This window comes from Biomaibacter acetigenes (genome assembly GCF_003691585.1).
Classification (GTDB): Bacteria; Bacillota; Thermosediminibacteria; order Thermosediminibacterales; family Tepidanaerobacteraceae; genus Biomaibacter; species Biomaibacter acetigenes.
The window spans coordinates 2,832,353-2,856,664 of the sequence record NZ_CP033169.1; the positions used below are offsets into that span (position 1 = coordinate 2,832,353).

The following is a 24,312-nucleotide window of genomic DNA, read 5'->3' on the forward strand; positions in this document are numbered from 1 at the left end:
AAATTTGTGATTTGTCCGCATTTAAAAAGACCCGGTTTCCCGGGTTTTTTTTTATTCATTATTTATTCAGCATTTCCGCTATGGCGGCGATATTGCCCAGGGAATCCAGGGTCTGGCTGGGGATTATTATTTTATGGGCCGGGTTTTTGGCCATCTCCTGCAGGGCTTCCACCTGTTTCAAGGCTATGACGGTCTCATTAGTGCCGGATTCGATGATAGCCCTATTGACCTTTGCAATAGCTTCAGCCTGGGCCTGGGCAATGGCCTCAATGGCGGCGGCTTTACCTTGAGCCTCCAGCAGTTGGGCCTCTTTTAGACCTTCTGCCCGCCTTATGTTTGCCTCTTTTTCGGCTTCCGCCTCCAGGATCTTGGCCTGCTTTTCACCCTCGGCCCTGGCTATGGCGCTTTGCCTGTCACCTTCGGCCTGAAGTATGGCCGCCCTCTTGTCCCGCTCGGCCTTCATCTGTTTTTCCATAGCCTGACGTATCTCTTCAGGAGGAATGATGTTCTTTATTTCCACTGATAGTATCTTTATGCCGTAAGCATCGGTTATTTGGTCCACTACCTTTAAAAGTTCCATGTTGATCTTGTCCCTGCCTGACAGCACTTCATCCAGGGTCATGTTGCCTATGATGTTTCTCATATTGGTAATGGTAGAGTAAATTATACCAGATTTGTAATTTTCAATGTTGTAAAACCGCATCTCTTGCATTCAATACCTTGAAGAAGATGACATTGTCCACCGATATCTTTACGTTATCTTTGGTTATGACGCTCTGGGGCTCTATATCGAGGATCTGCTGCTTGGTGGATATCTTCGCCCTCACATGGTCGATGAAGGGGATGATGAGGTGCCAGCCGGGTTCCATCACTTTGTAGAACTGCCCCAGCCTTTCAACGATGTACACATAGCCGGTATTTACTATCTTGATGGATGAAAGCAGTATGACAAGCAAAAAAACCAGAAGAATTATGATGTACATTACTTACTCCTCCTTTGCTTTTTTAACCAGGAATTTTGTACCTTCGATGCCGGCGATCTCAATGACATCGCCTTTTTTGAGGGGCTCGCCGCCGGTATTTACCACGGTCCAGTAGATGCCTTCTACCATGAGCTGGTCTTCATCTTTAAGGTCCCTGTCGAGCACCATCTTTTTGCCTATATACTTTCTTTCCTGGGGGACAAAACCCGGCAGGGTCTTTTTTAAATTTTTCCGGATGTAGGGGTAAAACACCAGAAATGACACAATGCTTACCAGCAGGAATACTATAATCTGAACTGAAAAGCCAAATCCCAAATAATCCGCAGCTATAGCAAACAGGCTGCCTATGGAGAACAGGATAAACAGGATATTGCTGGTGGCCACATCTACGGACACCGAAATGACGGCTATTAATATCCACAGCCAAAGATATTCTATAAAAATCACTCCCCTTATTGATTTTGCTAAATAATGTTGCGGTTTCCCAAATAAAAAAGGGACGACTAATAACTAATACTCTTACGACCGCCCCCATGCTTTAATATATTTTACGGAGATATTTTTTATGACTATTCGTTTATATATCTGTTATATCTTTCACTATTTATACTATTTCTACATACTTCGATGAATTCCTGCTAAAGCGGGTCTTGATATATTAATTTTTGTAAAGGCTCGGATTATCCAATTAGAGCTTGTATTATCATAATACCATTTTATATTCGCTTGATATTATGCTTTATATATGTCTTTTTCCGATAGAATACAATCGCAATTTCTACAACTTCATTAACTCCGGAGTATTTAAGTTCGTCTGAATAGTTCATCTTGCTTATTTGTTCAAGTGCATCTGTTGCTTTTTCCTCCATAACGCTTTCCTGCCCGCTTTTTGCTGTTTTGAATTCCATTACTACACCCTTTTTAGATGGGTCATTGGGAATTATGATTACATCCGGTCGCCCGTCACCGGACTCAGCATTAGATTTAATTCTGTATTTGCCATCAAGATTTACCAGTAATCCAAGTATAAATGCATGGTAAAAGTTTTCCGCCGCATCTTCACCAACATCAAAATAGCTGAACGTCTTCCTTACAAGGTATTCAAAGTCTTCTTTGAATTTTTCAATATCACCATCAGTAAGGTTTGATAGAAGTTCTTTTACTTTATCGGGGGATACCTCTCTATTCCTGAACCAGCTTGATATGATGTCTTCAAAAAGTACTGTTATCTCCATATCCGGTATTGTTATATCGCATTTTGTTCGTCCCTTTTCAAGATGCATATTCTCCATCTTTAGATATCCGCTTACAAGAAGAAGACTCCAGAGCACATCTTCACTGGTTATGTTCGTATATAATATTTGTCGGAAATTTGTATCCGTATTTATGGTGATGTCTTTAAGCTTACCGCCCTCCATCAATATCTGTAATTTTTCTTTAACATTGCTGCCGGTCCTTGTAATAATATTTCTAATGATATCATTGCTGCTGGTATTGACCCAATAAGGCTGGAGCTTTTTTTGTTTTACAAAATTTAATATGGACCATGGATTATAAATTACCGTATCATCACCGAATACATATCCGTTATACCAAGCTTTTACATCATTTATTTCCGAATACATATTATAATATTTCAATAAATCTTCTACTTCTTTTTCTGTAAACCCAAATTTATCTGCAAAAGAGTTTTGTAATATTGAACTTACTTCAATATTGTTAAAACCTGAGAATATGCTTTCTTTTGCGACTCTATAAATGCCGGTAATAACAGCTGTTTTAAGGCTTGGGTTGCCTTTTAGACCGCCACCAAGAAAATTGCGCATAAAATCAATGATTTCTTCGTAATATCCGCAAATATACCCCTGGTTAATTGGAGTATCATATTCATCTATCAATACGATGACATCCTTTTTATAGTATTCCCTTAATAAACTTGTAAGCAAATACAAACTGTTTTTAAGCCGTATTTTATCGGCCTTTTCATTCTTTATTTCGGTGTACATTTCTTTATCAAATTCATCTATATCCTTACAATCGAGTAAATATTTATGCCTTCTGAATTCTCTCCCAATAACATGCTTAATATTTTCAAAGCACTCGTCAAATGTCATATCTTTTACATCCTTAAATGATAGGTTAACAACGGGATATTGCCCTTGCTGCGATGTATAAGTATCACCTTCACGCCATATTTTCAAATCTTTAAAAAGACAGCTTAAATCCTCATCAGTTTTTTCAAAGAAATAACGGAGCATGGATATATTTAAAGTTTTCCCGAATCTTCTCGGACGTGTTATCAATTTAACCTTTGAAATATCATCAATTACTTCTTTTATAAACAACGACTTATCTACGAAATATCCGTTACTTTCTTTTAAATCGCGAAAATCATCAATACCTATAGGTATTCCTTTCAATTTTGGGGTTTCCGGCATTCTAACACACCTCCATTCTTATCCGTATACCAATATTTTCAATCATATTATACACTATTATCAATAATATGACAAAATATCTTTAACGAGGGTGTGGATAACTCAAACCTTTGATTATCTCAGTTACGGAGGTAGATACAGTCACTAAATCAGATATTGTTTGACAATTGAGGAGGTCTTCATCCTCATTGATGGGGTATCCTCCTGGCCATTATCTTATCATTCCCTGCCACTCCACTGCGCCCATGACAGCGGCGGATATCGTCGGATTGTCGGCCAGCTTCAAAAGGGCCTCGGGCTTTCCTACTACCACCACCCCATAAAACTTGACACCGTTTTGCCTTAAAAAAGATGCAGTGCGGGAAAGCGCCCTGGAAGAGTGGCTGGGGATCTTGCTAAGAGTATCAAGTTCCTGGATAAACTCTTCATCGCTCAGCTCATGTTCACCGTTGACGAAACCTCCCAGGGGGATACCCACCAAACGGTCCGCAAGATAGTTTTTCTTTTCTATTTCTTTATCACTGTAGGCTGTGATCGCCCCCCACATAGGCTCTACACCGGCGGGCAAAAGAGCCTTCATTTCTTCCCGGGTTAAAAGATGTGAAAAGGATACGGCCATCTCCACGGTACTGTTTTCAGGTACATTAGCTAGCAGGTCAAATTCCCGAGGCGGCTTGTCATAAAATTCATCGTATTTTGCAGCAGGATGAAAGAACTTTAATGCCGGCACCATGTTGGGCAAGAGGTATTCCATCCCGTCTTCAGTCTTTATAGTAGAGCGGCTGGGATTCCAGAATTGTTCTCCACCCCATACCTGAAAGTCCGCAATAGTTGTCCCCACAGCTACCGGCTTTTTCCCTACCATGCGAAACAAATAAAAATTTTTGCGCCTGCCGATAAAACCTGTATCATAGCTGTCGCCTTCAATAGCTATGGTGTTGGGCGTACTGTATCTTATAATGCTTGGGTATATATCGGAGAGCCTCCATTCCTGCCGGGAAAGGAGTTCCTGTGTTACAACCACCGCCAATATCAAAAATGCTGCAGCCACTATCAGGGAGATTGCCACCGTGCGAAGGGTGCTTATCCACCGAACCCGGCGTAAAAACTTACCTTCATCAAACCCCATGTTATGTTCAGGCTTAATATTTTCCTCAACCTTTTTTATTTCATTATTGTTTTTTTCATCCTTATTCTTTTCTTCCTTTTTCATGGGATGACCTCCTTAACTTCAAGTATTCTTCTTTGAAATGCTGCCTTGCACGGTATAGTCCGACCCTTACCGTATTTGTTTTCATCTTCAAGACTTTGCCGATATCCTCATAGGAAAGTTCAAGGTTATACTTTAATATCAATAGGTCTCGTTCCAGTTTGCTGAGGGCTTCCATTACCGTCTGGATTTCCTGGAGGTTTTCCTTTTCCAGGAACATTTTTTCCGGAGCTTTATCTTCCGTATCTATATCATAGTCGTCAAAATCCATCAGCGTGATTCCCTTTCTATTGCGCCGAAGCCAGTCGATGTACTTACGGCGTGCCACCGTGTAAAGCCATGCCTTAAGCTTGCCCTCTTGAACCCCGTCCAGGTGGAGGTAAACGGCCGTCAAGGTCTCCTGGGCTACATCCTCAGCGTCCTCATGGCCCAATCCCAGATTGTACAGGTAGCTATATACCATCTTATACAGCTCTTGCCACAAACTTACTTCCTCCTAACAATCCCGCGTCTACATTACCCACCTTCTAAGTAAAATCATAAGAATAAGGCTTTCAAAAAGAAAGCTCAAGCGTGTAGAGATAGAAGATTATCGATTTTATCGGCTTTCATACCTTAAAAGAATTAGATGAACACATAAAAAATCCTCCTTCTCTATAGTTTTCAATATATATAGACGAAGGAGGCTGAAAAAAGTATACAATTTTCCTATTAATTTCTTCCTATATCTTATTTGCATAAAAATTTTTTAATGTTCCAGATAAGCTGTTTTATACAGAAAGTCCAGATTAAATAACCGCCCTGGAAGGCATTTTATCGTAATCTTCCAGGATCCTTTCTATGCGCTCTTTTTCGGTGAGGACCCGTTTTTCTTCGGTGTCGTAAGCATACAGGGCGCCGTCCACCAATCTGGTGGTGAGTTTTCCGCAGGCGGCGGGGTTGCCTTTGAGGTGCGGCGCATCCAGGATGCCTATCTTGATGGCCTTTGCGATAGTCCCGGCATCGGCCAGGGGATCTTCCGCCATGGGATTTAATCCTTTTATGGCTTCCAGGGTGAACATTGCTTCTTCGATGAGCTCCCTCTTTCTTCTCTGGACCTCTTTATCCTTAGTTATATCTACCACACCCAGGAAGTTGTTCCTGATAACGCCCCGCACTATCCTGCAGCTTTCGATGATGTCATCGGCCGTGGCTGCATGATGGGCTTCGCAGTAGCCCACCACATGGTAGATATGGGGCTTTATGGCCATGGCCAGATATGCCGATGATGCCAGCTGCCCCTTGGCCTGGGAAAGGTCTCCCGGAAAGCTGGCAAGGCCCGCCCTGGCCTGGCGGTAGACCCTGAAACTGTCATCCTGCAGCGATTCGATGAGCTCTATTTTTGCCAGCATCTTGGCCAGGTCCATTTTTGGCGATATGGACGGCGGCACATTGAACATATACTGGGCTATATAGTCTTTTACTCCCATCTTTTTGGCATTGTATGCCGCAAGGTATGCGGTAACCACACCTATGGTGTCATGGGCATCCCTCAGGCTCCAGTGGTGGGATTCGTTTACCTCCACCGGAATATTGCGTTCCCCGTGCCACTTCATTACCTGTTGATTTTCCCTGATAGATTCCTCCACCGCCCTGGGGCCCCGTTTATCCAGCACATTGTACCAGCAAAGGGGCACCGCACACCAGGCATTTTTTATGGTATCCTGGAGCAGCTCCGCAAAGGGAATCAGGTCATTGGTGCCGCTGTAGCAGCGGAGCAGGGGGAAGTTACCCCTTTGAGCCGCACTATAAAGGGCCTGAAAATCTTTCCTTGACCTGACCGGAACTCCCCCGGCGCCGTCCATGCGGTGGTCCATTTTATCCTGCTCGAAAAAGTGCTCCTGGGCATTCTGGTCAGGGGCGACGGAAATCACATCCAGAACCTTTGACTCGGCTATCTTCTCTATGGAAGCCACCGTCTCGGCCACTGTTGGCAAACCTAAATGATGCCTTAATATCGGATATGGGTACTTTGATTTTATGCGGGAAATCAGATCTCTGGCATAATATTCTGCTTCCGAAAGCTTCCTGCCCTTTAAAAACCCTATCACATCATCCACGTCTTCCATACCGCCGAACACTTTATAAAATAACCCGCTTTCTTCAGCCACCCTGGCGGTGGGCTCGGTACCACCGAAGATCCACTTAAAGCCCTCCAAATTCTCCTCTTTTATCTTTTCCCCAAGTTCTTTGAGCACCTCTTTTAGCGGCTCCGGTGTCAGCCTGTAGCTAACGCCCACATATTCGGGTTTTTCCGCCTTCACCGCCGAAAGGAGCTCATCTATGGATATGGCTGCCCCTAAAAACCGGGTATCGTAGCCTTCCTTTTCCGCCAGCGACAGGAAATTCATTATCCCCGCCACATGGACACAGTTTCCGATGGTAGCAGCTATAATCTTTTTCATCATGCCACCACCTCCTGTTCGTGAACTGTAGTCTTCTTAACCTCCCCGGTCTGGGCCAGTCGATGTATTTCTACTACGCTCAATCCCTTAAGGCCCAGTTTATCCACCGTCCTGCCCTCCTCCCGGAAATTCCTACCGGTCATCATATTTGCAAGGCGGATTATGGTATCTATGGCCGGGGTCTCTATACCCAGATGCTCGGCAATGGATGCAATTGGCACCAGGCTGCAGGGCACATCCTCATAGATATACCGCGTGTCAAGGCCTTTGGGAGCCGTGAGCCCCTTATATGCCGGGTTATTCTGGATAGCCTCATATATGGAATCGCCTTTTGCACCGTAGGACTCCTCCAGCCACTCTAAAGCCGAAACGGCCTTAACTCCCAGAGCCCGGGCCACCTTCATCCTCTCGGCATCGAGCCTTTCCAGCATCTGGCCTATAGAAGGCGTAATTCCCTCCAGGTAATACTCAAAAGCCTGACCCCTCTCGATGTGTCCACTATTGAGCAGCGTGGGTGCCGGGTGGAATATAGCTCCGAAGTTGTTGAGACTGGTCTCCATCACATCTCTTGCCGGTGTAAATTGGGGATAAGCTCCGGACAAAAGCCTGATGACCCTCCGGGTTGATGTGGCAGGGATCGCCGCCAGAGCCACCTCATTTTTTACACTGAATATCCGGGCACTGTTCGGTCCCGTCGCTCTACAGGCATATATGAAAGTCTGGGCTTCAGCCACCACTATATCTTTATCACAGCCGGATTTTCTGATGGTTTCATAGACCTCCAGGGCTCCGCCGGTGCGACCGGGGTTTAAAACTATAATCTGGCCATCTTTTAAATATGGAGCCATAGCCTTCGCCAGATGGTAATGTCCCGTAGCCGGCACCGTCACCATTATTATATCGGTGTTTTGAATAGCTTCTCCGATGTCGCTGGTAACCAGGTTCAAGACGCTTTTGCCTTCTACAGAACCGCTCAGGGTGATAACAGGATAGCTAATCAGGGATTCCAGCTTTTCCCGGGATCTGTTGTACAAATTGACGGAATAACCTTTTAGAGCCAGATACCCTGCCATGGCCAGTCCGCCATTGCCGGCCCCAATAACTGCATAAGACACGTTCTCAAAATTCAACATGATCACCCTCCTTTTTCTGGAAATTATTTTTTGGCAAAATTAAAAGCTATGGAGATCCATAGCTTTGAGGCAATACTGAATAAACAGCACTCAATGCCATCAACCTCCTCTTACCACGCTTACGAGGTTAGCTGCCGGGTTCGGGTCGAAGAGTGTAACCCTACCCCTTTGATCAAGAATATAAATACTCCCGGTCGAAGGGGATTCACCCCATAAAATTGGGTCCCCCGCTTCTTTCCCTTAGGAAAGAACTCAGCGTTCAAGATTGAAGAAGCATATTTTTTATTGTAAATGATATTATACCAAAGATTACTATTATTGTCAATAAGCCGACTCCAATCTTAATAAAAATTTTTTTATTTCCAATCCACCGCCGTAGCCCACCAGCGAACCATCGCTGCCTACCACCCGGTGGCAGGGCACCACAATGGGTAAGGGGTTTTTGTTGTTGGCTCCTCCTACTGCTCTGGAAGCCCCGGGTTTGCCGATAGCCCTGGCGATATCGCCGTAGCTCGCTGTCTTTCCATAGGGTATTTTAAGAAGCTGCTGCCATACCTTTTTCTGAAAATCGGTACCCCTCATGTCCAGGGGTACGGTAAATTGCTTTAACTTTCCATCAAAATATAGCAGGAGTTCTTCCAGAGCTTTATCATTGATGGAACTCTTTTCTCCTTTGCCATCCTCATCCCACAAATCACATTTTCCATAGGTCTTCTTCAACCCTTCGATAAAGCGTTCTTCCAATTCCCCCGGTAGACCTACACAGCATAGGCCCTTCCGGGTGGAAGCTATCATGAGCCTTCCGATTTTTGTATCAATACGGCGGTAATAGATTGTTTCCATATATAAGTTATTTCCTCTTTTCTTACGATATTTCTCCAGGCAATATGCTTCGGGTCTTGCCAACAAAGGAGAGGTCTTTCACTTTCGGAAAATACTTTTTAAATATTTTTCGATAAGCTTGCTCTTCCATATAATTACAACGGGTATCGCCTGCTCCTTTATATATTCCGCTTTCCACCGCCGGGTCCAAATTCCCCGCTTCTTTCGCCCATTCTGCAAGAATATGGCTTGTTCCTGTTCCGTGGGCAAACTTCTCTTTTTTTCTCCATACCACTTGTTTTGGGAGGTATTTTTCCGCCACTTTGCGAAGAATCCATTTTTCGGTATATTTTACCGGAGACAACTTCAGGTCTTCCTTTATAGAAAAAGCGAAATTCACAACCTCTACATCAAGAAAGGGCACTCTTCCTTCTATGGAATTGGCCATGGTCATGCGGTCTACCCGCTGGAGATTTGTGTTGTGCAGGTTATTAGTTATCCTTAGAAGCTCTTCATTGATATCTTCAAGCTTATGTCTTTTGAGGTATTCGTAACCTGCGAAGAGTTCATCGGCCCCCTCTCCCGATAATACCACTTTTACATATCTGCTGGCAAGACGGGAAACAAAATATGTGGGAATGGCGCTTCTGACCAGGGCAGGGTCAAAGGATTCCAGATAATATATCACCTGGGGCAGAGCCTTTATCACATCTTCTTTAGTATATTCAAAAACATGATGAGTAGTCCCAAGATGTTGTGCTACTATCCGGGAATAATAAAGATCGTCGGAACCTTTAATCCCCACCGCAAAGGAATGTAGTTCTCCATCCACATATTTTCTCGCCATCGCCGCAATGAGGCTGGAGTCCAGTCCTCCGCTCAAGAATACCCCTAAGGGCACATCGGCCATGAGCCGCTTTTGAACTGCTTTAGATAATTTTTCTTCCAGTTCTTCTATAAGAGTTTCTTCATCGGCTGAAATTTCTTGTTCAGTTTTTATTCTGAAGTATCTCTCAAAGCCCCTTGTATGAGTGTAAAAATGTCCATTAGGAAATTCTTTTACGTCATCGGTTATCTGCAAAAGGCCCTTAATTTCCGATGCGAAATATAATGTACCTTCAGAATCTTTACCGTAGTAAAGGGGTTTAATGCCTAGAGGGTCCCTGGCCAGTAAAAAATCATTTTTACTGTAAATTGCAAAGGCAAACATGCCATCCAGCTTATATACCATATCTGGACCCAGTTCCTCGTAAAGGTGTAACAATACCTCGCTGTCGGTATCTGTCTTAAACTTATGCCCCATACTTTTTAGCCATGCCCTCAATTTTTTGTAATTGTATATCTCACCGTTAAAAACCAGGCTTATGGTACCATCTTCATTGAACAGTGGTTGTCTACCGGTATTTAAATCGATGATGGTCAGGCGGTTATGTCCCAGGACCACATCATGGGCGGTATAAATCCCCCTGTCATCGGGCCCTCTTTTTTCCATCATGCCGAGCATTATTTTGATCTTTCCCGGGTCCGGCTTTCCAAAACTTCCCGCTATACCGCACATAATTACCACCTCCATAGTATTAAAAAATGGGGTTTTTGAAAAAATAAAAGCCGTGGAGATCACGGCCCGAAATAATGCCTTAATATAAATTGCACCATCAATCTCCCCTTACCACGCTTGCGAGGTTAGCTGACGGATTCGGGCCGAAGAGTGTAACCCTACCCCCTAGACCGAAAATAATAAATCCTCAGTCAAAGGGGATTCACCCCATTTTATTGGTTCCCCCGCTTCTTTCCCTCAGGAAAGAACTCAGCGTTCAAGATTGAAAAGTATATTTTGCTGTTACCAACATTTTACCAGATGTTTGTAAGCAATGTCAATAAGTAGAGCAAATTAGGAGAAACTAAAGTAGAGGTGAATATAATGGATATGTTTTTACCCAAAAGGGCTTTATTTGAGAGGGAGGCACTGGATTATGCCGTAGGACAGCAGGTTTATTATAAAATGCAGCAGCTCGGAGTGGAAACATTATTTATCGGTTCTCACAACAGGGTGACGGGAATACCCGGTAAGACCCCCCAGGAAGCATTTTTCGAATCCAAGAGGACTCTGGTGGTGGGAGTTCGCAGGAGCCTTGATTTTCAGACCTGCAAACCTTCAGCCCATTATCAGCTCCCATTGGTAACCGGGTGTATGGGAGAATGTGAATACTGTTATCTGAATACCACCCTTGGAAAAAAACCATATATAAGAGTCTATGTAAATATAGATCAAATCCTGGAAAGAGCCCAAGAATATATTTCCAGGAGAAAACCGGAGGTTACCATTTTCGAAGGAGCCGCCACGTCGGACCCTCTTCCGGTGGAGCCTTATACCGGAGCATTAAAAAAGGCCATTGAGTTTTTCGGGTCAACCCGGAATGGGCTATTCCGGTTTGTCACCAAATTCACCAATGTCGAATCCCTGCTGGACGCCGCGCACTGCGGTAGGACCACAATCCGCTTCAGCATTAACAACCAGTTTATAATAAAAAATTTTGAACACAGGACCCCTTCCGCCCAGGAGCGTATTTCAGCCGCTGCAAAAGTCGCCGGAGCCGGCTATCCTCTGGGTTTTATTATAGGTCCCATTTTTCACTACCCGGGCTGGAGACAGGACTACGAAGAAATGCTTGAAAGGCTTGGCACAGAATTAAATGCCGCGGCGGGCTGTTCCGTAAGCTTTGAACTTATCACCCACAGGTTTACCCGCCGGGCAAAAACAAACATACTGGAGGTGTTTCCCCGCACCAAACTGCCCATGGATGAAAAACAGAGAGTTTTTAAATACGGTCAGTTCGGTTACGGAAAATATATATATCCAAAGGAAAAAATGGATGAAATGAAGAATTTCTTCGACGAAAAAATCCGTGAAATTTTCCCTAAAAGTAAGATACTGTACTTTGTATAATTTTAAGCCTGTTCTCCGCCGTACACTCTTTCGGCCACTTTTACACCCTCCAGGGCATCTTTTGCGTAAAAGTCCGCACCTATTTTATCGGCCAGGGTCTGGGTCAAAACCGCGCCACCGACCACCACACTGCAGCCGGGATCAAGTTTTTTTATCTCCAGAATGGTATGTTCCATGGCAGGTATGCTGGTGGTCATAAGGGCGCTGAGTCCTACAAGCCTGATTCCCGGATTTTTCCTTAATTCTACGGTAATTTTTTCAGGGGCCACATCTTTTCCAAGGTCAATGACTTCAAAGCCGTAATTTTCCATGATTACCTTCACTATATTTTTACCTATATCATGAATGTCTCCCTTAACCGTTGCCAGAACAACTTTTCCTCTGGCCTTCTTTTGACTTGCCGGGAAGCGTTCCTTTAGTAATTTAAAAACTTCCTGGGCGGCTTCGGCCGACTGAATCAGCTGTGGAAGAAAATATTCTCCAAGCTCATATTTTTCCCCCACTTCTTTCAGAGCGGGAATTATAATTTCGTCCACGATGTTCATGGGGCTTGCCCCGGCATTGAGCAAATCCTTTAAAATATGGTCCACCGCATTCCTCTTGCCTTCAAGGATACAATCATGCAGTCTATGGCTCATATCCATTACCGTTCCGGCGCCGTCTTTAATGTTATCCTTTTCGTCTTTTGCCGTAAATTTTATTTTTTCTTTCTTGCTCTGCTCCTTATCTCTGTCTCCGTAATAAGCAATGAAATCCGCAGCATTTTTATCCCTGCCCGTTAGCACACCGGCGGCCCTGATAATTTCCCATACCTCCGGGTCCATAGGGTTTACAATGGGAAGGTCCAGACCCGCTCCCAGGGCCATAGACAGATATGCGCTATTCAGGGAAGACCTGTGAGGCAACCCGAAAGAAACATTGCTAATCCCCAGGGTGGTAAGACATCCCAGCTCCTCCTTCACCATGCGCAGCGCCTTTACCGCCTCCAACACATAATCCTGCTGGGCACCGGCGGTGAGGACAAGGCAGTCCACCACTACATCCTGCTGGCAGATACCGTATTCTCCGGCACGTTCTACAATCCTTTTTGCTATTTTAAACCTTTCTTCTGCCTTTTGAGGTATTCCCCTTTCATCCATGGTAAGGGCTATGACGGCGGCTCCGTATTTTCGTACGATGGGAAGCAGCCTCTCCATTCTTTTTTCGCTGCCATTCACGGAATTTACCAGGGCCCTGCCGGCATACACCTTCAAGCCTTCTTCCAGCACATCCACCCTGGCGCTGTCAAGACACAGGGGTAAATCCACCACCGTCTGAAGTTGTAGTACAGCTTGCCTCATGAGAGTACGCTCATCTATTCCGGGAGCCCCGATGTTTACATCCAGGATATGGGCGCCTGTCTTCTGCTCATCTAAAGCCTTTTCTATTACGCTGTTTAATGACCCCCGCTTTAACTCTTCGATCATGGCCTTCTTGCCGGTGGGATTTATTCTTTCACCTATGATTTTTACAGGCTCTCCCGGTGAAACAAAGACAGTCTTCTTATCCGAACAGAGAGCCATCCGGGGTAAATTTAATGTTAGGGAGCCATCCGATTCATCCGAAGGCAGGAGAACCGGATGGCTCGCCAATACTTTGGGTCTTGCCCCGGACAATGCTTTCTTCAGCAGCCTTATATGCTCCGGCGTGGTGCCGCAGCAGCCCCCGATGGCGCTTGCGCCTATTTTGGCAAGTTTCTCACAGTAACCGGCAAAGTCTTGAGGAGACAGGCGGTATACCGTCCTACCGTCTATCAGTTCGGGAATTCCGGCATTGGGCTGTACAATTAGGGGAACATTAAATCTTGCCATTTCCGACAGGATGTTTGCCATTTTGTCAGGGCCCAGAGAACAGTTAACGCCCACTATATCCGCTCCCAGAGATAAAAGGACCACAAGGGCTGTAGTGGGGTCAGTGCCCATCAGAGTCCTTCCGGATTCTTCAAAGGTCATAGTGGCCACTACGGGTATTGAAGTAAGTTCTCTTGCGGCAATTAACGCGGCCCGGGCTTCCTGAAGCTGGCTCATGGTCTCAATCACGATAAGGTCCGGCCCTGCTTCCAGGGCGCTTTCCATCTGCTCCCGGAAGGTATTACGGGCTTCTTCAAAGCTCAAATTACCGTGAGGTTCCATCAGCATTCCCGTAGGGCCAACGGAAAGAGCTACCAGAGCACGGCCGCCGGAAGCCTTTTTTGCAATTTCCACAGCCCTGAAATTCAATTCCCTTACCTTATCCGAAAGCCCGAAGTTCCGCAGTTTTACGCCGTTGGCCCCGAAGGTATTGGTTTCGATGACTTCAGCCCCTGCTTCAATGTACGCTTTATGTATTTCTTCCACCGCTTCATGACGATTAATATTCCAGCTCTCCGGACATTCGCCAGGCAAAAGGCCCCTTCTTATAAGCTCGGTGCCCATAGCACCATCGAAGATGAGGACACGTTTTTTTAATATTTCTTTTATAGTTTGTTGCACTATAAATCCCCCATTTTAATCAAATCTTGAACAAATTACAAATAAAACAGAGGCTATTGGTTCAATATGACAGCTGCCATCACAACGTTCCTGATGCGTCATGGACTTTTTTTGCGGGCAACCTCAGACCTTTAATTATCTGAACAGCAGCTTCAATATCGCCGAGGGGCATCAGGTGGACCCCGCAGCCTCTTTCCCTGATTTCTTCGGCCAGCTCCCAGGATATTTCCATACCTTCCCGGCGCCCTCTCTTCATCCTGTCTATTATTTTCAGGGGAATATTAACCCCCTCTACGCGGCTGTTGAAATTTATGGCCATGCGCTGGCTCTTCAGCGGCATTATCCCCACGAGTATCGGTACATCCAATAATAATGCCTTTTCAAGAAATCTGTCCAGAACATCCATGTCATAAACCGGTTGTGTCTGTATAAAATTCGCTCCGGAAAGAACTTTTTCCTCCAATTTTTTTATTTCTCCATCGAGACTTTCCGCAGCAGGATTTGCCGCGGTACCTATGAAAAACTCGGTGGAACCTTTAAGGGTATTATTTGCCAGGTCCTTGCCATTATTCAGAGTATCTATGATCTTGATAAGCCCTTTAGAGTCCACCTCGAAAATCCCTGCAGCACCGGGATGGTCACCTTTAGCCGGTGCATCTCCCGTCACCGCAAAGATGTTTTTAATACCCAAAGCCCAGGCCCCCAAAAGTTCCGATTGAATACCGATGATATTCCTATCCCTGCAGGCCATATGGGGTATGGTTTCTATACCTAAAGTCTCCTGGATGATGTGGGCCAGCGGTATAGAACCCATCCTCATATTGGCCATGGGATTATCGCATATATTTACGGCGTCCACTATATCCTTTAATTCTCTAATATCCTGAAGTATTTGATTTAAATACGTCCCCTTGGGCGAGCTTATTTCCACCGTAACGGTAAACTGTCCACCCTTCAATTTGCTCTTAAAGTTATTATACATATCTCTCATACTCCTATAATTTAGTATTGTAATACCATGCAAAAATGCCATTGAAATTTATATATTGTTCCGGAAACTCTGGTTGTAGTCGGAGAAATTTCGCCCGCTGTCAAGGATTTCTTCCGTCCCCTCCAGAAATTCCTTCACTATAGGCGAAAGCTGGTCGAAATCTATCAAAAAAGCGTCATGGCCCTGACAGGATTTTATTTCTTTATATTCCCCGTATCCTCCGGCGGTATTTAGCCTCCTGATGAAATTCCTCATATCGTCGGGGAAATACAGCATATCCGTATCAATACCGATCATCAGCACCCGGGACCTTATGCGCCGGATGGTTCTTTCCAGTGAACCGTAAGGTTTTGAGATATCATGTTCATTCATGGCTCTTACAAGATAAAGATATGTGTTGGCATCAAAGCGCCTCACGAAGGATTCCCCGTGATGATCTAAATAGCTTTCCACCTGGAAAAGTCCTGTGTCCGGATTTATCGCCCGGTCAAACCGCCGCTTGAAAAGCTCATCACTCTTATATGTTATGGTGCCTATCATCCTGGCCAGGGAAAGGCCTTTTGCAGGCTGGCCGTATTCAAGGTAATCCCCATCTCTCCATTCCGGGTCGTTTTCTATGGCCTTTATGCCCAGGTAATTAAAGGCTATGGCCAGCGGGGAAAGTTTATGGGTGGTGGCAATGGGCACCACCGCTTCCACGAAATCCGGGAAGGTAACAGCCCACTCCAGGGCCTGCATGCCTCCCATGGAACCGCCGATGGCCAGCTTTAATTTTTTAACCCCCAGATGGTCCAGCAGCACCTTCTGAAGCCGCACCATATCCCTGATGTTTATGGAGGGAAAGCTAATACCATAAGGCTTACCGATGGCGGGGTTCAGGGAGGTGGGACCGGTAGTGCCCCTGCACCCTCCCAGAACATTGGAACATATGACATAAAATTTTTCGGTGTCCAGGGCTCTGCCCGGACCTATCATGGGGTCCCACCAGCCGGGTTTTGCGTCCTGGGGGGTGTAAAACCCCGCTGCGTGGGCATCCCCGCTTAATGCATGCAGTACCAGGATGGCATTATCTTTATCTTCGTTCAGGCTCCCGTAAGTCTCGTAAGCCACCTGAACCTCATCAAAGGTATAACCGCTTTCGGTGGTAAAAGCTATCTCATCCCTGGTAAAGGAAAAGAACCTTTCTTTTACTATCATCGGTATCCCTCCTTCCTGATCACACAGCCGAAAGCCCTCTCTCCAGGTCTTCCAATATATCTTCTATGTCCTCGATGCCTATGGAAATCCTTATCATGTCAGGCGTCACCCCGGCCGAAAGCTGCTCTTCTAAAGAAAGCTGCTGGTGGGTGGTGCTGGCAGGGTGTATCACCAGGGATTTTGCATCACCGACATTGGCAAGGTGTGAAAAGAGCTTGAGACTTTCTATGAACCTCTTGCCCGCTTCCAGGCCGCCCTTTATGCCAAAGGTAAATATAGCTCCAGAACCTTTCGGCAGGTATTTGGCTGCCAGTTCATGATAAGGAGAATCGGGCAAATCCGGGTAGTTCACCCATGCCACTTTCGGGTGGTTTTTAAGAAATTCAGCTGCCCTGCGGGCATTTTCCACATGGCGCTGCATGCGAAGGGGCAGCGTCTCCAGCCCCTGCAGCAGCAAAAAGGCGTTAAAGGGGCTTATGCAGGCTCCGAGGTCCCTTAATAGCTGGGTTCTGGCCCTGGCTATATAGGCTGCCGGACCGAAAACTTCTGTATAAACTATACCGTGGTAGCTGGGGTCCGGTTCCGTGAGTTCCGGGAACTTGCCGTTTGCCCAGTCAAATTTTCCCGAATCCACCAGGATGCCGCCGATGGAAGTGCCGTGCCCGCCGATAAATTTAGTGGCTGAATGGACCACTATGTCGGCGCCAAACACTATGGGCCTGCACAGATAAGGGCTGGCAAAGGTGTTGTCGATAATAAGCGGGATTTGCGCCTCATGGGCAATACCGGCCACTTTTTCTACATCCAGCACATCAATTTTAGGGTTGCCTATGATCTCGCCGTAGATGGCCCTGGTCCTGCCGGTGATGGCCTTTTTAAAGTTTTCCGGATCCTTCGGGTCTACAAATTTCACTTCTATTCCAAGCCTTTTCAGGGTAGAGGCCAGGAGATTGTATGTGCCACCGTAGAGATTGCTGGATGACACTATCTCATCTCCCGCTTTTGCGATGTTTAGGATGGCGGTGGTGATGGCTGCCTGCCCGGAAGAAAAGGCCAGAGCCCCAACACCCCCTTCCAGGGCTGCCAAACGCTTTTCCAGTACATCCTGGGTAGGATTTGAAATGCGGGTGTAGATATTTCCCTCTTCTTTCAAAGCAAAAAGGTCCGCCGCATGCTGTGTGCTTCTGAATACGTAAGAAGTGGTCTGGTAGATGGGTACCGCCCTGGAACCTGTAACCGGGTCCGGCTCCTGCCCCGCATGGAGCGCCAGAGTGTTGAAACGATAATTTGTCATGATGATTCCTCCTCTGATTTCTGGTATAAAAAAACCCTCTTCGATAAGAAGAGGGCTGTTTTCCGCCTTCCTCTCATCTCTCAAAACGTCGCTGCGTTTTGCAGGAATTGGCACCATTTCAGGAGAAAAATCTCCTGACGGTTGCCGGGTTTCATCGGGCCAGTCCCTCCACCGCTCTTGATAAGAGGTATATAACCTATCATCATATTCAGTTATAATTTATATTGGAATCAATTATACTTTAGGACGGCTCTTTTTGTCAATACTTTTTAAAAAATAGTTTATATCCTTTCGGCAATATCGGATCGGCAAGCCAGGAACCGCGCTCCGGAAACTCTTGCAGGGATTTTGCCGCCTCTACGACATCCATCCTTAGCTTGTCGGCAGCCCGGGTGCTGACCTGCGCTAAAAAGCGGGCATGCTGCAAAAGCATTTCTCCCGCTCTTTCAGAGATAATAACATGATATCTTTTATCCACGCTGCTCATCGACAATCTCCTTAATGGTTTTCTTCATCATTTCATCCACTTCTCCGATTTCATCCACACCGATGACCGCATTGGCTCCGAGATTGGCCGCTCTTTCCTCCATTTCTTTTAATGCTTCTTCCCTTGCTTCATTAAATCGCTTTATAAAAAAACCATATGATGTATCGATAAAATATTTTTTAATATTGCATAATACAATTATTTTATATTACAATAATTGCAGGAGGCAATTCATATGAAAGAATTAGACAAAGTAAAACAATTGCGTGAGTCTATCCGGCAAATTGAAAGGAGGCTTGGTTTGCTAGAGGAAGGTGAATTTTCTTGCTGCGGAATAACCCTCGCCCAGTGTCATGCACTGGTTGAAATCGGACGGGCAAAGAGTATCTCTTTAATTGAGCTTTCGGAATTGTTGAACCTCGATAGCAGTACAATGAGCCGCACAGTTAATAATCTTGTAAGTAATGGACTGGCGGAGCGTGAACTTGATCCGAAAGACAGGCGATATGTAAACATAAAACTCTCCGAAAGTGGCGTCAAGATTTTTAAAGGTATTGAGGAAAGTTTGAACTTGTATTACCGGAAAATATTTGAATCGATCCCTGTCGATAAAAGAGAACAGGTGTTGGAAAGCTTACAGATTTTATTAAATGCCATAAAGGCAAATGAATGCTGTAAATGAAGAAAGGAGAATCGTCGATGGATTTTGATGTAAAATCAACAGTAAAAAAAACACTATGGAAAAATAGCATATCATGTGCTTCAAAAATCCGAAGAAAAAGGCAAGTTGCTGCTCCTATACTTCCTCTTCCTGCTGTAATGGTGATATGGCAGAGATATCGAGGGTTATATCGAACATATCCCCCTGCCCGACAGTACAGTGGATGTTATTATTTCCAATTGTGTCATTAACCTGTCGGAAGACAAAGAGAAAACATTATCCGAAGCGTTCGGGGTTTTAAAACCAGGTGGAAGACTGGCCATAGCAGATATTGTTTCTATAAAGCCGATTCCTGAGCATATAAGAAAACGCGCGGAAATGTGGTGCGGCTGCCTTGGCGGCGCTTTAGGAATCGAAGAATACAGGAGTATTTTAGAAAAAGTCGGCTTTAAAAACATAGAAATTAAACCAACGTAGATGTTTACTTTTATTGTTTTTGTGTTATAATCTCACATTTGACAGTTGAAGAAAAGAAGAAGCTTGGGAACCCTTAAAGATAGAGAGACCCAAGCTTTTGTTTTCTCATTAAAAAGTGAGTAATGTATTTATGATTTTGTACATTTTAAAATTTTTTTCATCTGGCTTGTACTGACAATCTGATAATCCGTATGGAAACCAAATGCTTCGTGTATATCATCTGTAAAGTCTGTTCTTGTGTAAGCAGGTATGTAACCCTCACCTTTTACTTCCAAGAAATTCATATCTCTTAATCCATTAATGATTTCATAACATGTATATTTTCCGTTCAGCTTCTTTTCAAGGAGTCTATAGATGACTAAGGAAATGAAGCAGGTCGTAAAATGAGCCATTATTCTATCATCCCGGCTTAAGTATACCGGTCTAGCTTTAAATTCGCTTTTCATAATCCGGAAGCACTCTTCGATTTCCCATCGCCTTCTATTCACATTGATGATTGAAGAAGCATCATCTTCAAGATTTGTACACACAGCATAGAAACCGTCAAATAGCGCTTCTTTAGAAATGAGTTCGGTGTTGATGCGGTATATTTCATGTTCGGCAACCTCTCCTTCAGCAGTGCAGTGGCTTTTTTCTATGAATCTTTTGTAATCATTGGGGTTGCATCTTTCTATTTTTCCAGGGTTGGAATCAATTGCTTTTTGTGCCCGTTCTATCTGGGAGTTTCGGATATTTCTCTGATAATCACGATATTTAATAGAGTAGGTAACAATGAGTTTCTGTTCTAACCCGTTTTCCTTTATCCAGCGTTCTTTATAGAACACCTTGTCCCTATCTTTGTTTTCGTCTAGTTCAGCAATGTTGTAGGTTCTACCGTTATCAGCCAGAGACCAGCCCTTTGGGTCAAGGGCCCATTCCCTCAGGTGTGCTTTCAGCTTTTTGATGGACTGTGTTGTAATAAATGCCCGTTCGCCTTTATTATTGAATTTCCTGTTGCTATCAGATGCCAGGCCTGCATCAGTACATACAATAAACCTGGAAAGATTAAAGTCGGATAGAATTTTTTCCTCCAGAGGCTTTAAAGTCAACTGCTCATTGATATTCCCTTTGTTAATGACAAAAGCAAGAGGGACACCATCTCCGTCCATAAACAACCCCATCTGTACGATAGGATTTGGTCTATGTTCTTTTGAAACACCATATTGTTTCAATCCCTCTTCCTGTTCGATTTCAAAGAAGTAATTCGTGCAGTCGTAATACAGCACACCTGTATTCCTCTTGGAAATTCTCAGACTGTTTTTGTACAGGTAAGACTGTATCAAATCAGCCTCCTTGGCAATGACCTCAAGGGCCCTGTATATATGCTGGAGTTCAAAATCAGGTTGCTCGATAAATTTTGTGGAAAGTTGAAAGGTTGCAAGTTTTGAAGAGGGATAGATGATTCTTGCATAAAGAAGTCTTGAAAGTACCGAGTCCAGGTTGAACGTGAATTTGTATTTCAAAGATATTTCTTTGCAAAGCTTATTGAGTTTAAGTTCATGGTATATCTTTTGAAGAAAAAGATAACCGCCGTTGAAAGAGTGCTGCTCACCCTTTGCAATTACCTTGGATGGGGAGTACTTGACGATGATCTCCCGGTTTTCCTCCTTTTCTTTTTGGTTAAGCTCTTCTATATATTTTTTCGCCCATTCAATGGGATCCTGTCCACCAAGTTTCTCTTTAAGTTCAGCATAAGTACCGAGCTTTTCAACCACCTTTGTAGAACGTCTTCCGTTTTCGTATATAGATTTTGTTATGTACAGGGATGCGGCATTCTTTGATCTTGATACGCATAATCTCATAGTGAAATACCTCCCATCCCTTTTATTGTAACACATTTCGCAAAATTACGCAATATTTCCATGGCTAAATTTGACTTTTTTTAATAAAAAAAGCCCTGTTTTCAAGGCTTTTAACGATTTCGATACTTATTCAACTGTCAAAGACCCGAAACATAGAAATTAAACCAACGTAGATGTTTACTTTTATTGTTTTTGTGTTATAATAAAGATAAGGAAATTGGAAACCGCAAGATGCGGTTGCCCAAAACGGTTAAACTTTAAAGTATAACCACTCTGGGGTCAGCAGGGTGGTTATTTTTTTGTCCCAAACTTCAGAACTGCTATCACGAACATCCCGAACATTATCATCAAAGATAATGCTTCGTATGTACTCATCATAGCAACCACCCACTTTGCAAGGGAAGTGGCAACCACACCCTGCTTTATCCAATTCCTTAGTGAGTCAGGGGACGGTTCTCTGACTCACTGACTCACCTTTTGTCATACGGATATCTCAAGATGGTACCTGAAATTGCACCATCTTTTTTATCCGTAATGCAAAGTCTCTGGCATTGTTCAAATCTTCGTCATCCGGATGCCCTTTATTTATTCCTCCTACCAGTTTGAAGGGACCGAAAGTATCAAACCCCTTACAAGCAAAGCTGCCTACTACGTTAAATTCTTTTTTTGATAAGAGCTCTTTCGCAAATTCGTTGAACTTATCGCTACCCATCCCGCCAGTTGAAAATACAAAGACTTTCTTATTTTTGTCGGATGGTATTTTGTCAATTAAGGCCAGCATATCTCTATCAAATTTTCCCCAATATATTCCTGAACCAAAACCTATAATATCATAATTAGTTATTATACCAGGTCCTGATTCCTGGATATCCACAAGATCCGCTTCTAAGGCCTGTGCCATGACTTCAGCCACTTTCAGAGTATTTTTGTGATGGTAGGATCTTACTAATATAAGGCTTTTCATAGACATCCCTCTTTCCATTTGTGGGTATTGTCAAATTCATCACAAAATGGAAAAGTTTTTGATTTAACGTATAACAAATACACCCCACCTGCTGGAATTTTTACAGCTCAGTTAATAGATGGAAATGCAACCTTACTATTTGTTTGGTGCTTAAGTAGTCGGAGCATTTTCTCCGTAAATGGCGTATAGCCATAATAAGCGCTTAGCTTACAATATAATATTCAATAAATAATTGAAAAATCCTTTTTTGGTTCTGGCTATGCCAGGTTAGGTAATACGTATTATTTACTTGAAATATTAATATTAAGCCTTTTTTAAAAGTTTATACATGTTTTTCGTAAACTCGGGCTAAAGTTTTTCTTAGGGCTCTCGTTTTCCCAGATATGATACAGACGTTCAGCTTTTACTCACTTCAATATACTAATTACGGCTATTCTGAGAAGAATACTTTCAACTATAATGATTAAATATTCATCGCTATTTCATAGGCATCCCATATCACACCCATGAAATTAGAAACTTGTTTTGCATCTCCAATAAGATGTACAGGGATGCCGCAATCTTTTATCTGCTCATAAAGCTTGTTGTCACTATTGTACCCCACTGCAGTTATAACAGTATCTGCTTCTATATCTTTAAGTCCATCTGCAGTTTTCACAGTAACACTACTCTCTGTAACCGCTGAATATTCACCAGCATGCAGGCTGGCAATCGTTTCAGCTGTTACTTCTGTATCAGATGTATCCTGATACCCAATTTTTCGAGCTGGAGCTTGTACCATTCAATCAGTTTCTTGTCACTCTCTTTGAAGTCTGGTGCTGCTGCCGCTATAAAACTCTCCACCAAGTTCCCCGCTTTTTTCGTACAGGCTAACATTATGTCCGCGCAGCGCACTCACACGAGCTGCCTCCATGCCCCCTATACCGCCGCCGATTACAACTACATTTTTCTTTTCTATTGCAGGTTTTATTTCATATGCTTTTTCACGGCACACAGCAGGATTTACTGCACAGCACATATCTTTGCCCTCAAAAATACATGCCAGGCAGCCGTTATGGCAGGCAATACACGGCGTATATTTTCAATGTCACCTTTTTCGACTTTAGCCGGCCAATCTGGATCTGCCAGTAATGGACGGGTAAGTCCAACTGCATCTATCTCTCCTCTTGCCGCCGCATCTGCGGCTGTATACGGATCATCCATACGTCCTGCACAAATAACAGGTATACTGACAAATTTCTTGATGTATTTATCGTCGTTAAGGTTACATGCTTTGGGCATATATACAGGGGGGAGCCCAGTACCATGAATCATAGGTCCCATTGTCTGCATCCAGTGCATCATAGCCTGCTTCTCCAAGGATTTCTCCAAGGATTTTAGCCACCTTCGCGCTCTCTTCAAGGTCCCGCCCAAATTCCTCAAATTCCTCGCCCGGAAGCACGCCTTTATTGAAGCCTTTCATATAACTGCGCACGCTATAGCGCACCGTAACGGGAAAATCTTTGCCGCATTTTGCTTTAATGGCCTAGCCTGGACTATTTCGCAGGGGAAACGCAGACGGTTTTCAAGACTGCCGCCATATTTGTCCGTACGTTTATTCGTACAGCTCATGGTGAACTGGTCGAGCAGATAACCTTCGTGCACAGCATGTATCTCGACACCGTCAAATCCCGCTTCCTTAGCAATTGCTGCACCACTGGCAAAACAATCTATATAGTGTTGTATTTCAGATATAGTCAGCGCACGGTGGCGAACGGCAGGATTCCAAACATTCGGCAAGTCATCCGAAGGCGCAATCGCTTCACCTTCGCATAGCCATTGAGGTGCAGTACGACCCGAGCCGGCAGTCAGCTGGATAAGTATTTTTGTATCGCATTGAAAATTGCACTAGTTATGCTATATTGGTTACAGAA

General features: G+C 44.2%; 24 protein-coding genes, 2 pseudogenes and 3 riboswitches. Of the genes and pseudogenes, 3 read left to right on the forward strand and 23 right to left on the reverse strand.

The genetic code is table 11. From position 1 onward, the window contains the following. Positions 1–58: 58 nt before the first annotated feature. The 9 genes and pseudogenes from D2962_RS14450 to asnB form a co-directional block, all read right to left on the reverse strand. Positions 59–983 (reverse strand): annotated as a pseudogene (locus D2962_RS14450) (SPFH domain-containing protein). A 3-nt stretch (positions 984–986) separates the two neighbouring features. Further along, positions 987–1,430: an NfeD family protein gene (locus D2962_RS14455; protein WP_162991241.1), complete on the reverse strand. Its 444-nt coding sequence runs from the start codon at positions 1,428–1,430 to the stop codon at positions 987–989. A 269-nt stretch (positions 1,431–1,699) separates the two neighbouring features. Continuing rightward, entirely contained in the window at positions 1,700–3,421 is a 1,722-nt protein-coding gene (locus D2962_RS14460) for an AAA family ATPase (protein WP_222927562.1), read from the reverse strand. 211 nt (positions 3,422–3,632) lie between these two features. Next, a complete protein-coding gene (locus D2962_RS14465; RefSeq protein WP_122015398.1) occupies positions 3,633–4,634 on the reverse strand; it encodes an anti sigma factor C-terminal domain-containing protein in 1,002 nt (333 codons plus the stop codon). Continuing rightward, a complete protein-coding gene (locus D2962_RS14470) occupies positions 4,612–5,115 on the reverse strand; it encodes an RNA polymerase sigma factor (protein WP_120766758.1) in 504 nt (167 codons plus the stop codon). Before D2962_RS14470 ends, D2962_RS14465 begins: the two co-directional genes overlap by 23 nt. Before the next feature lie 304 nt (positions 5,116–5,419). Next, positions 5,420–7,078 carry a cobalamin B12-binding domain-containing protein gene (locus D2962_RS14475; RefSeq protein WP_122015399.1) on the reverse strand — a complete coding sequence of 553 codons (1,659 nt, stop codon included), beginning with the start codon at positions 7,076–7,078 and terminating at the stop codon, positions 5,420–5,422. Next, positions 7,075–8,208: an NAD/NADP-dependent octopine/nopaline dehydrogenase family protein gene (locus tag D2962_RS14480; RefSeq protein WP_120766760.1), complete on the reverse strand. Its 1,134-nt coding sequence runs from the start codon at positions 8,206–8,208 to the stop codon at positions 7,075–7,077. Before D2962_RS14480 ends, D2962_RS14475 begins: the two co-directional genes overlap by 4 nt. 102 nt (positions 8,209–8,310) lie before the next feature. Further along, a riboswitch (cyclic di-AMP (ydaO/yuaA leader) is annotated at positions 8,311–8,476 on the reverse strand. Between the two features lie 53 nt (positions 8,477–8,529). Then, positions 8,530–9,051: a methylated-DNA--[protein]-cysteine S-methyltransferase gene (locus D2962_RS14485; protein WP_122015400.1), complete on the reverse strand. Its 522-nt coding sequence runs from the start codon at positions 9,049–9,051 to the stop codon at positions 8,530–8,532. Positions 9,052–9,073: 22 nt separating this feature from the next. Next, positions 9,074–10,588: an asparagine synthase B gene (gene asnB / locus D2962_RS14490; protein WP_122015401.1), complete on the reverse strand. Its 1,515-nt coding sequence runs from the start codon at positions 10,586–10,588 to the stop codon at positions 9,074–9,076. Positions 10,589–10,687: 99 nt separating this feature from the next. Continuing rightward, positions 10,688–10,853: riboswitch (cyclic di-AMP (ydaO/yuaA leader) on the reverse strand. A 98-nt stretch (positions 10,854–10,951) separates the two neighbouring features. Between asnB and splB the strand changes: the two genes are divergently transcribed. After that, positions 10,952–11,977 (forward strand): spore photoproduct lyase, encoded by a 1,026-nt coding sequence (splB, locus tag D2962_RS14495; protein ID WP_122015402.1) that lies wholly within the window; start codon positions 10,952–10,954, stop codon positions 11,975–11,977. A 2-nt stretch (positions 11,978–11,979) separates the two neighbouring features. Here the strand turns inward: splB and D2962_RS14500 are convergent, their stop codons facing one another. The 6 genes and pseudogenes from D2962_RS14500 to D2962_RS19725 all read right to left on the reverse strand — a co-directional run. After that, entirely contained in the window at positions 11,980–14,487 is a 2,508-nt protein-coding gene (locus D2962_RS14500; RefSeq protein WP_245984733.1) for a homocysteine S-methyltransferase family protein, read from the reverse strand. A gap of 79 nt (positions 14,488–14,566) precedes the next feature. Continuing rightward, entirely contained in the window at positions 14,567–15,469 is a 903-nt protein-coding gene (locus D2962_RS14505) for a methylenetetrahydrofolate reductase (RefSeq protein ID WP_122015403.1), read from the reverse strand. Between the two features lie 57 nt (positions 15,470–15,526). Beyond that, entirely contained in the window at positions 15,527–16,675 is a 1,149-nt protein-coding gene (gene metX, locus D2962_RS14510) for a homoserine O-acetyltransferase MetX (protein WP_122015404.1), read from the reverse strand. A gap of 19 nt (positions 16,676–16,694) precedes the next feature. Then, on the reverse strand, positions 16,695–17,969 hold the full coding sequence (locus D2962_RS14515; RefSeq protein WP_222927563.1) for a homocysteine synthase: 1,275 nt from the start codon (positions 17,967–17,969) through the stop codon (positions 16,695–16,697). A gap of 70 nt (positions 17,970–18,039) precedes the next feature. Then, positions 18,040–18,156, reverse strand: a riboswitch (SAM riboswitch). Between the two features lie 72 nt (positions 18,157–18,228). Then, positions 18,229–18,456 (reverse strand): type II toxin-antitoxin system RelE/ParE family toxin, encoded by a 228-nt coding sequence (locus D2962_RS14520; protein WP_187695377.1) that lies wholly within the window; start codon positions 18,454–18,456, stop codon positions 18,229–18,231. A 52-nt stretch (positions 18,457–18,508) separates the two neighbouring features. Continuing rightward, positions 18,509–18,640 (reverse strand): annotated as a pseudogene (locus tag D2962_RS19725) (heavy metal-binding domain-containing protein); the annotation flags it as partial. A gap of 51 nt (positions 18,641–18,691) precedes the next feature. Here D2962_RS19725 and D2962_RS14530 point away from each other — a divergent pair. Next, positions 18,692–19,138, forward strand: a complete 447-nt coding sequence (locus D2962_RS14530) for a MarR family winged helix-turn-helix transcriptional regulator (RefSeq protein WP_122015406.1) — start codon at positions 18,692–18,694, stop codon at positions 19,136–19,138. A gap of 168 nt (positions 19,139–19,306) precedes the next feature. Continuing rightward, positions 19,307–19,594 (forward strand): methyltransferase domain-containing protein, encoded by a 288-nt coding sequence (locus tag D2962_RS14535; protein ID WP_281273799.1) that lies wholly within the window; start codon positions 19,307–19,309, stop codon positions 19,592–19,594. A gap of 128 nt (positions 19,595–19,722) precedes the next feature. Here D2962_RS14535 and D2962_RS14540 read toward each other — a convergent pair whose 3' ends face one another. From D2962_RS14540 to D2962_RS19735, 8 genes are all read right to left on the reverse strand, one after another. After that, complete coding sequence (locus D2962_RS14540; protein WP_122015407.1) at positions 19,723–21,435, reverse strand: IS1634 family transposase; 1,713 nt, start codon at positions 21,433–21,435, stop codon at positions 19,723–19,725. A gap of 291 nt (positions 21,436–21,726) precedes the next feature. After that, entirely contained in the window at positions 21,727–21,813 is an 87-nt protein-coding gene (locus D2962_RS19730) for a putative holin-like toxin (protein WP_342774543.1), read from the reverse strand. 115 nt (positions 21,814–21,928) lie between these two features. Beyond that, positions 21,929–22,399, reverse strand: coding sequence for a flavodoxin family protein (locus tag D2962_RS14545; protein ID WP_120768770.1), 471 nt, complete (start codon positions 22,397–22,399; stop codon positions 21,929–21,931). Between the two features lie 463 nt (positions 22,400–22,862). Continuing rightward, on the reverse strand, positions 22,863–23,180 hold the full coding sequence (locus D2962_RS18165; protein ID WP_222927565.1) for a hypothetical protein: 318 nt from the start codon (positions 23,178–23,180) through the stop codon (positions 22,863–22,865). A 15-nt stretch (positions 23,181–23,195) separates the two neighbouring features. Then, positions 23,196–23,417 carry an NAD(P)-binding protein gene (locus D2962_RS18170; RefSeq protein WP_222927566.1) on the reverse strand — a complete coding sequence of 74 codons (222 nt, stop codon included), beginning with the start codon at positions 23,415–23,417 and terminating at the stop codon, positions 23,196–23,198. After that, positions 23,402–23,602, reverse strand: coding sequence for a hypothetical protein (locus D2962_RS18175; protein ID WP_245984737.1), 201 nt, complete (start codon positions 23,600–23,602; stop codon positions 23,402–23,404). The genes D2962_RS18170 and D2962_RS18175 overlap by 16 nt, the downstream gene beginning before the upstream one ends. 61 nt (positions 23,603–23,663) lie before the next feature. Beyond that, the gene (locus D2962_RS18180; protein ID WP_222927568.1) at positions 23,664–23,861 is read right to left on the reverse strand and encodes a hypothetical protein; all 198 of its coding nucleotides are present in this window, start codon (positions 23,859–23,861) and stop codon (positions 23,664–23,666) included. Beyond that, positions 23,858–24,262, reverse strand: coding sequence for an oxidoreductase (locus D2962_RS19735; protein ID WP_222927782.1), 405 nt, complete (start codon positions 24,260–24,262; stop codon positions 23,858–23,860). The genes D2962_RS18180 and D2962_RS19735 overlap by 4 nt, the downstream gene beginning before the upstream one ends. Between the last annotated feature and the right edge of the window lie 50 nt (positions 24,263–24,312).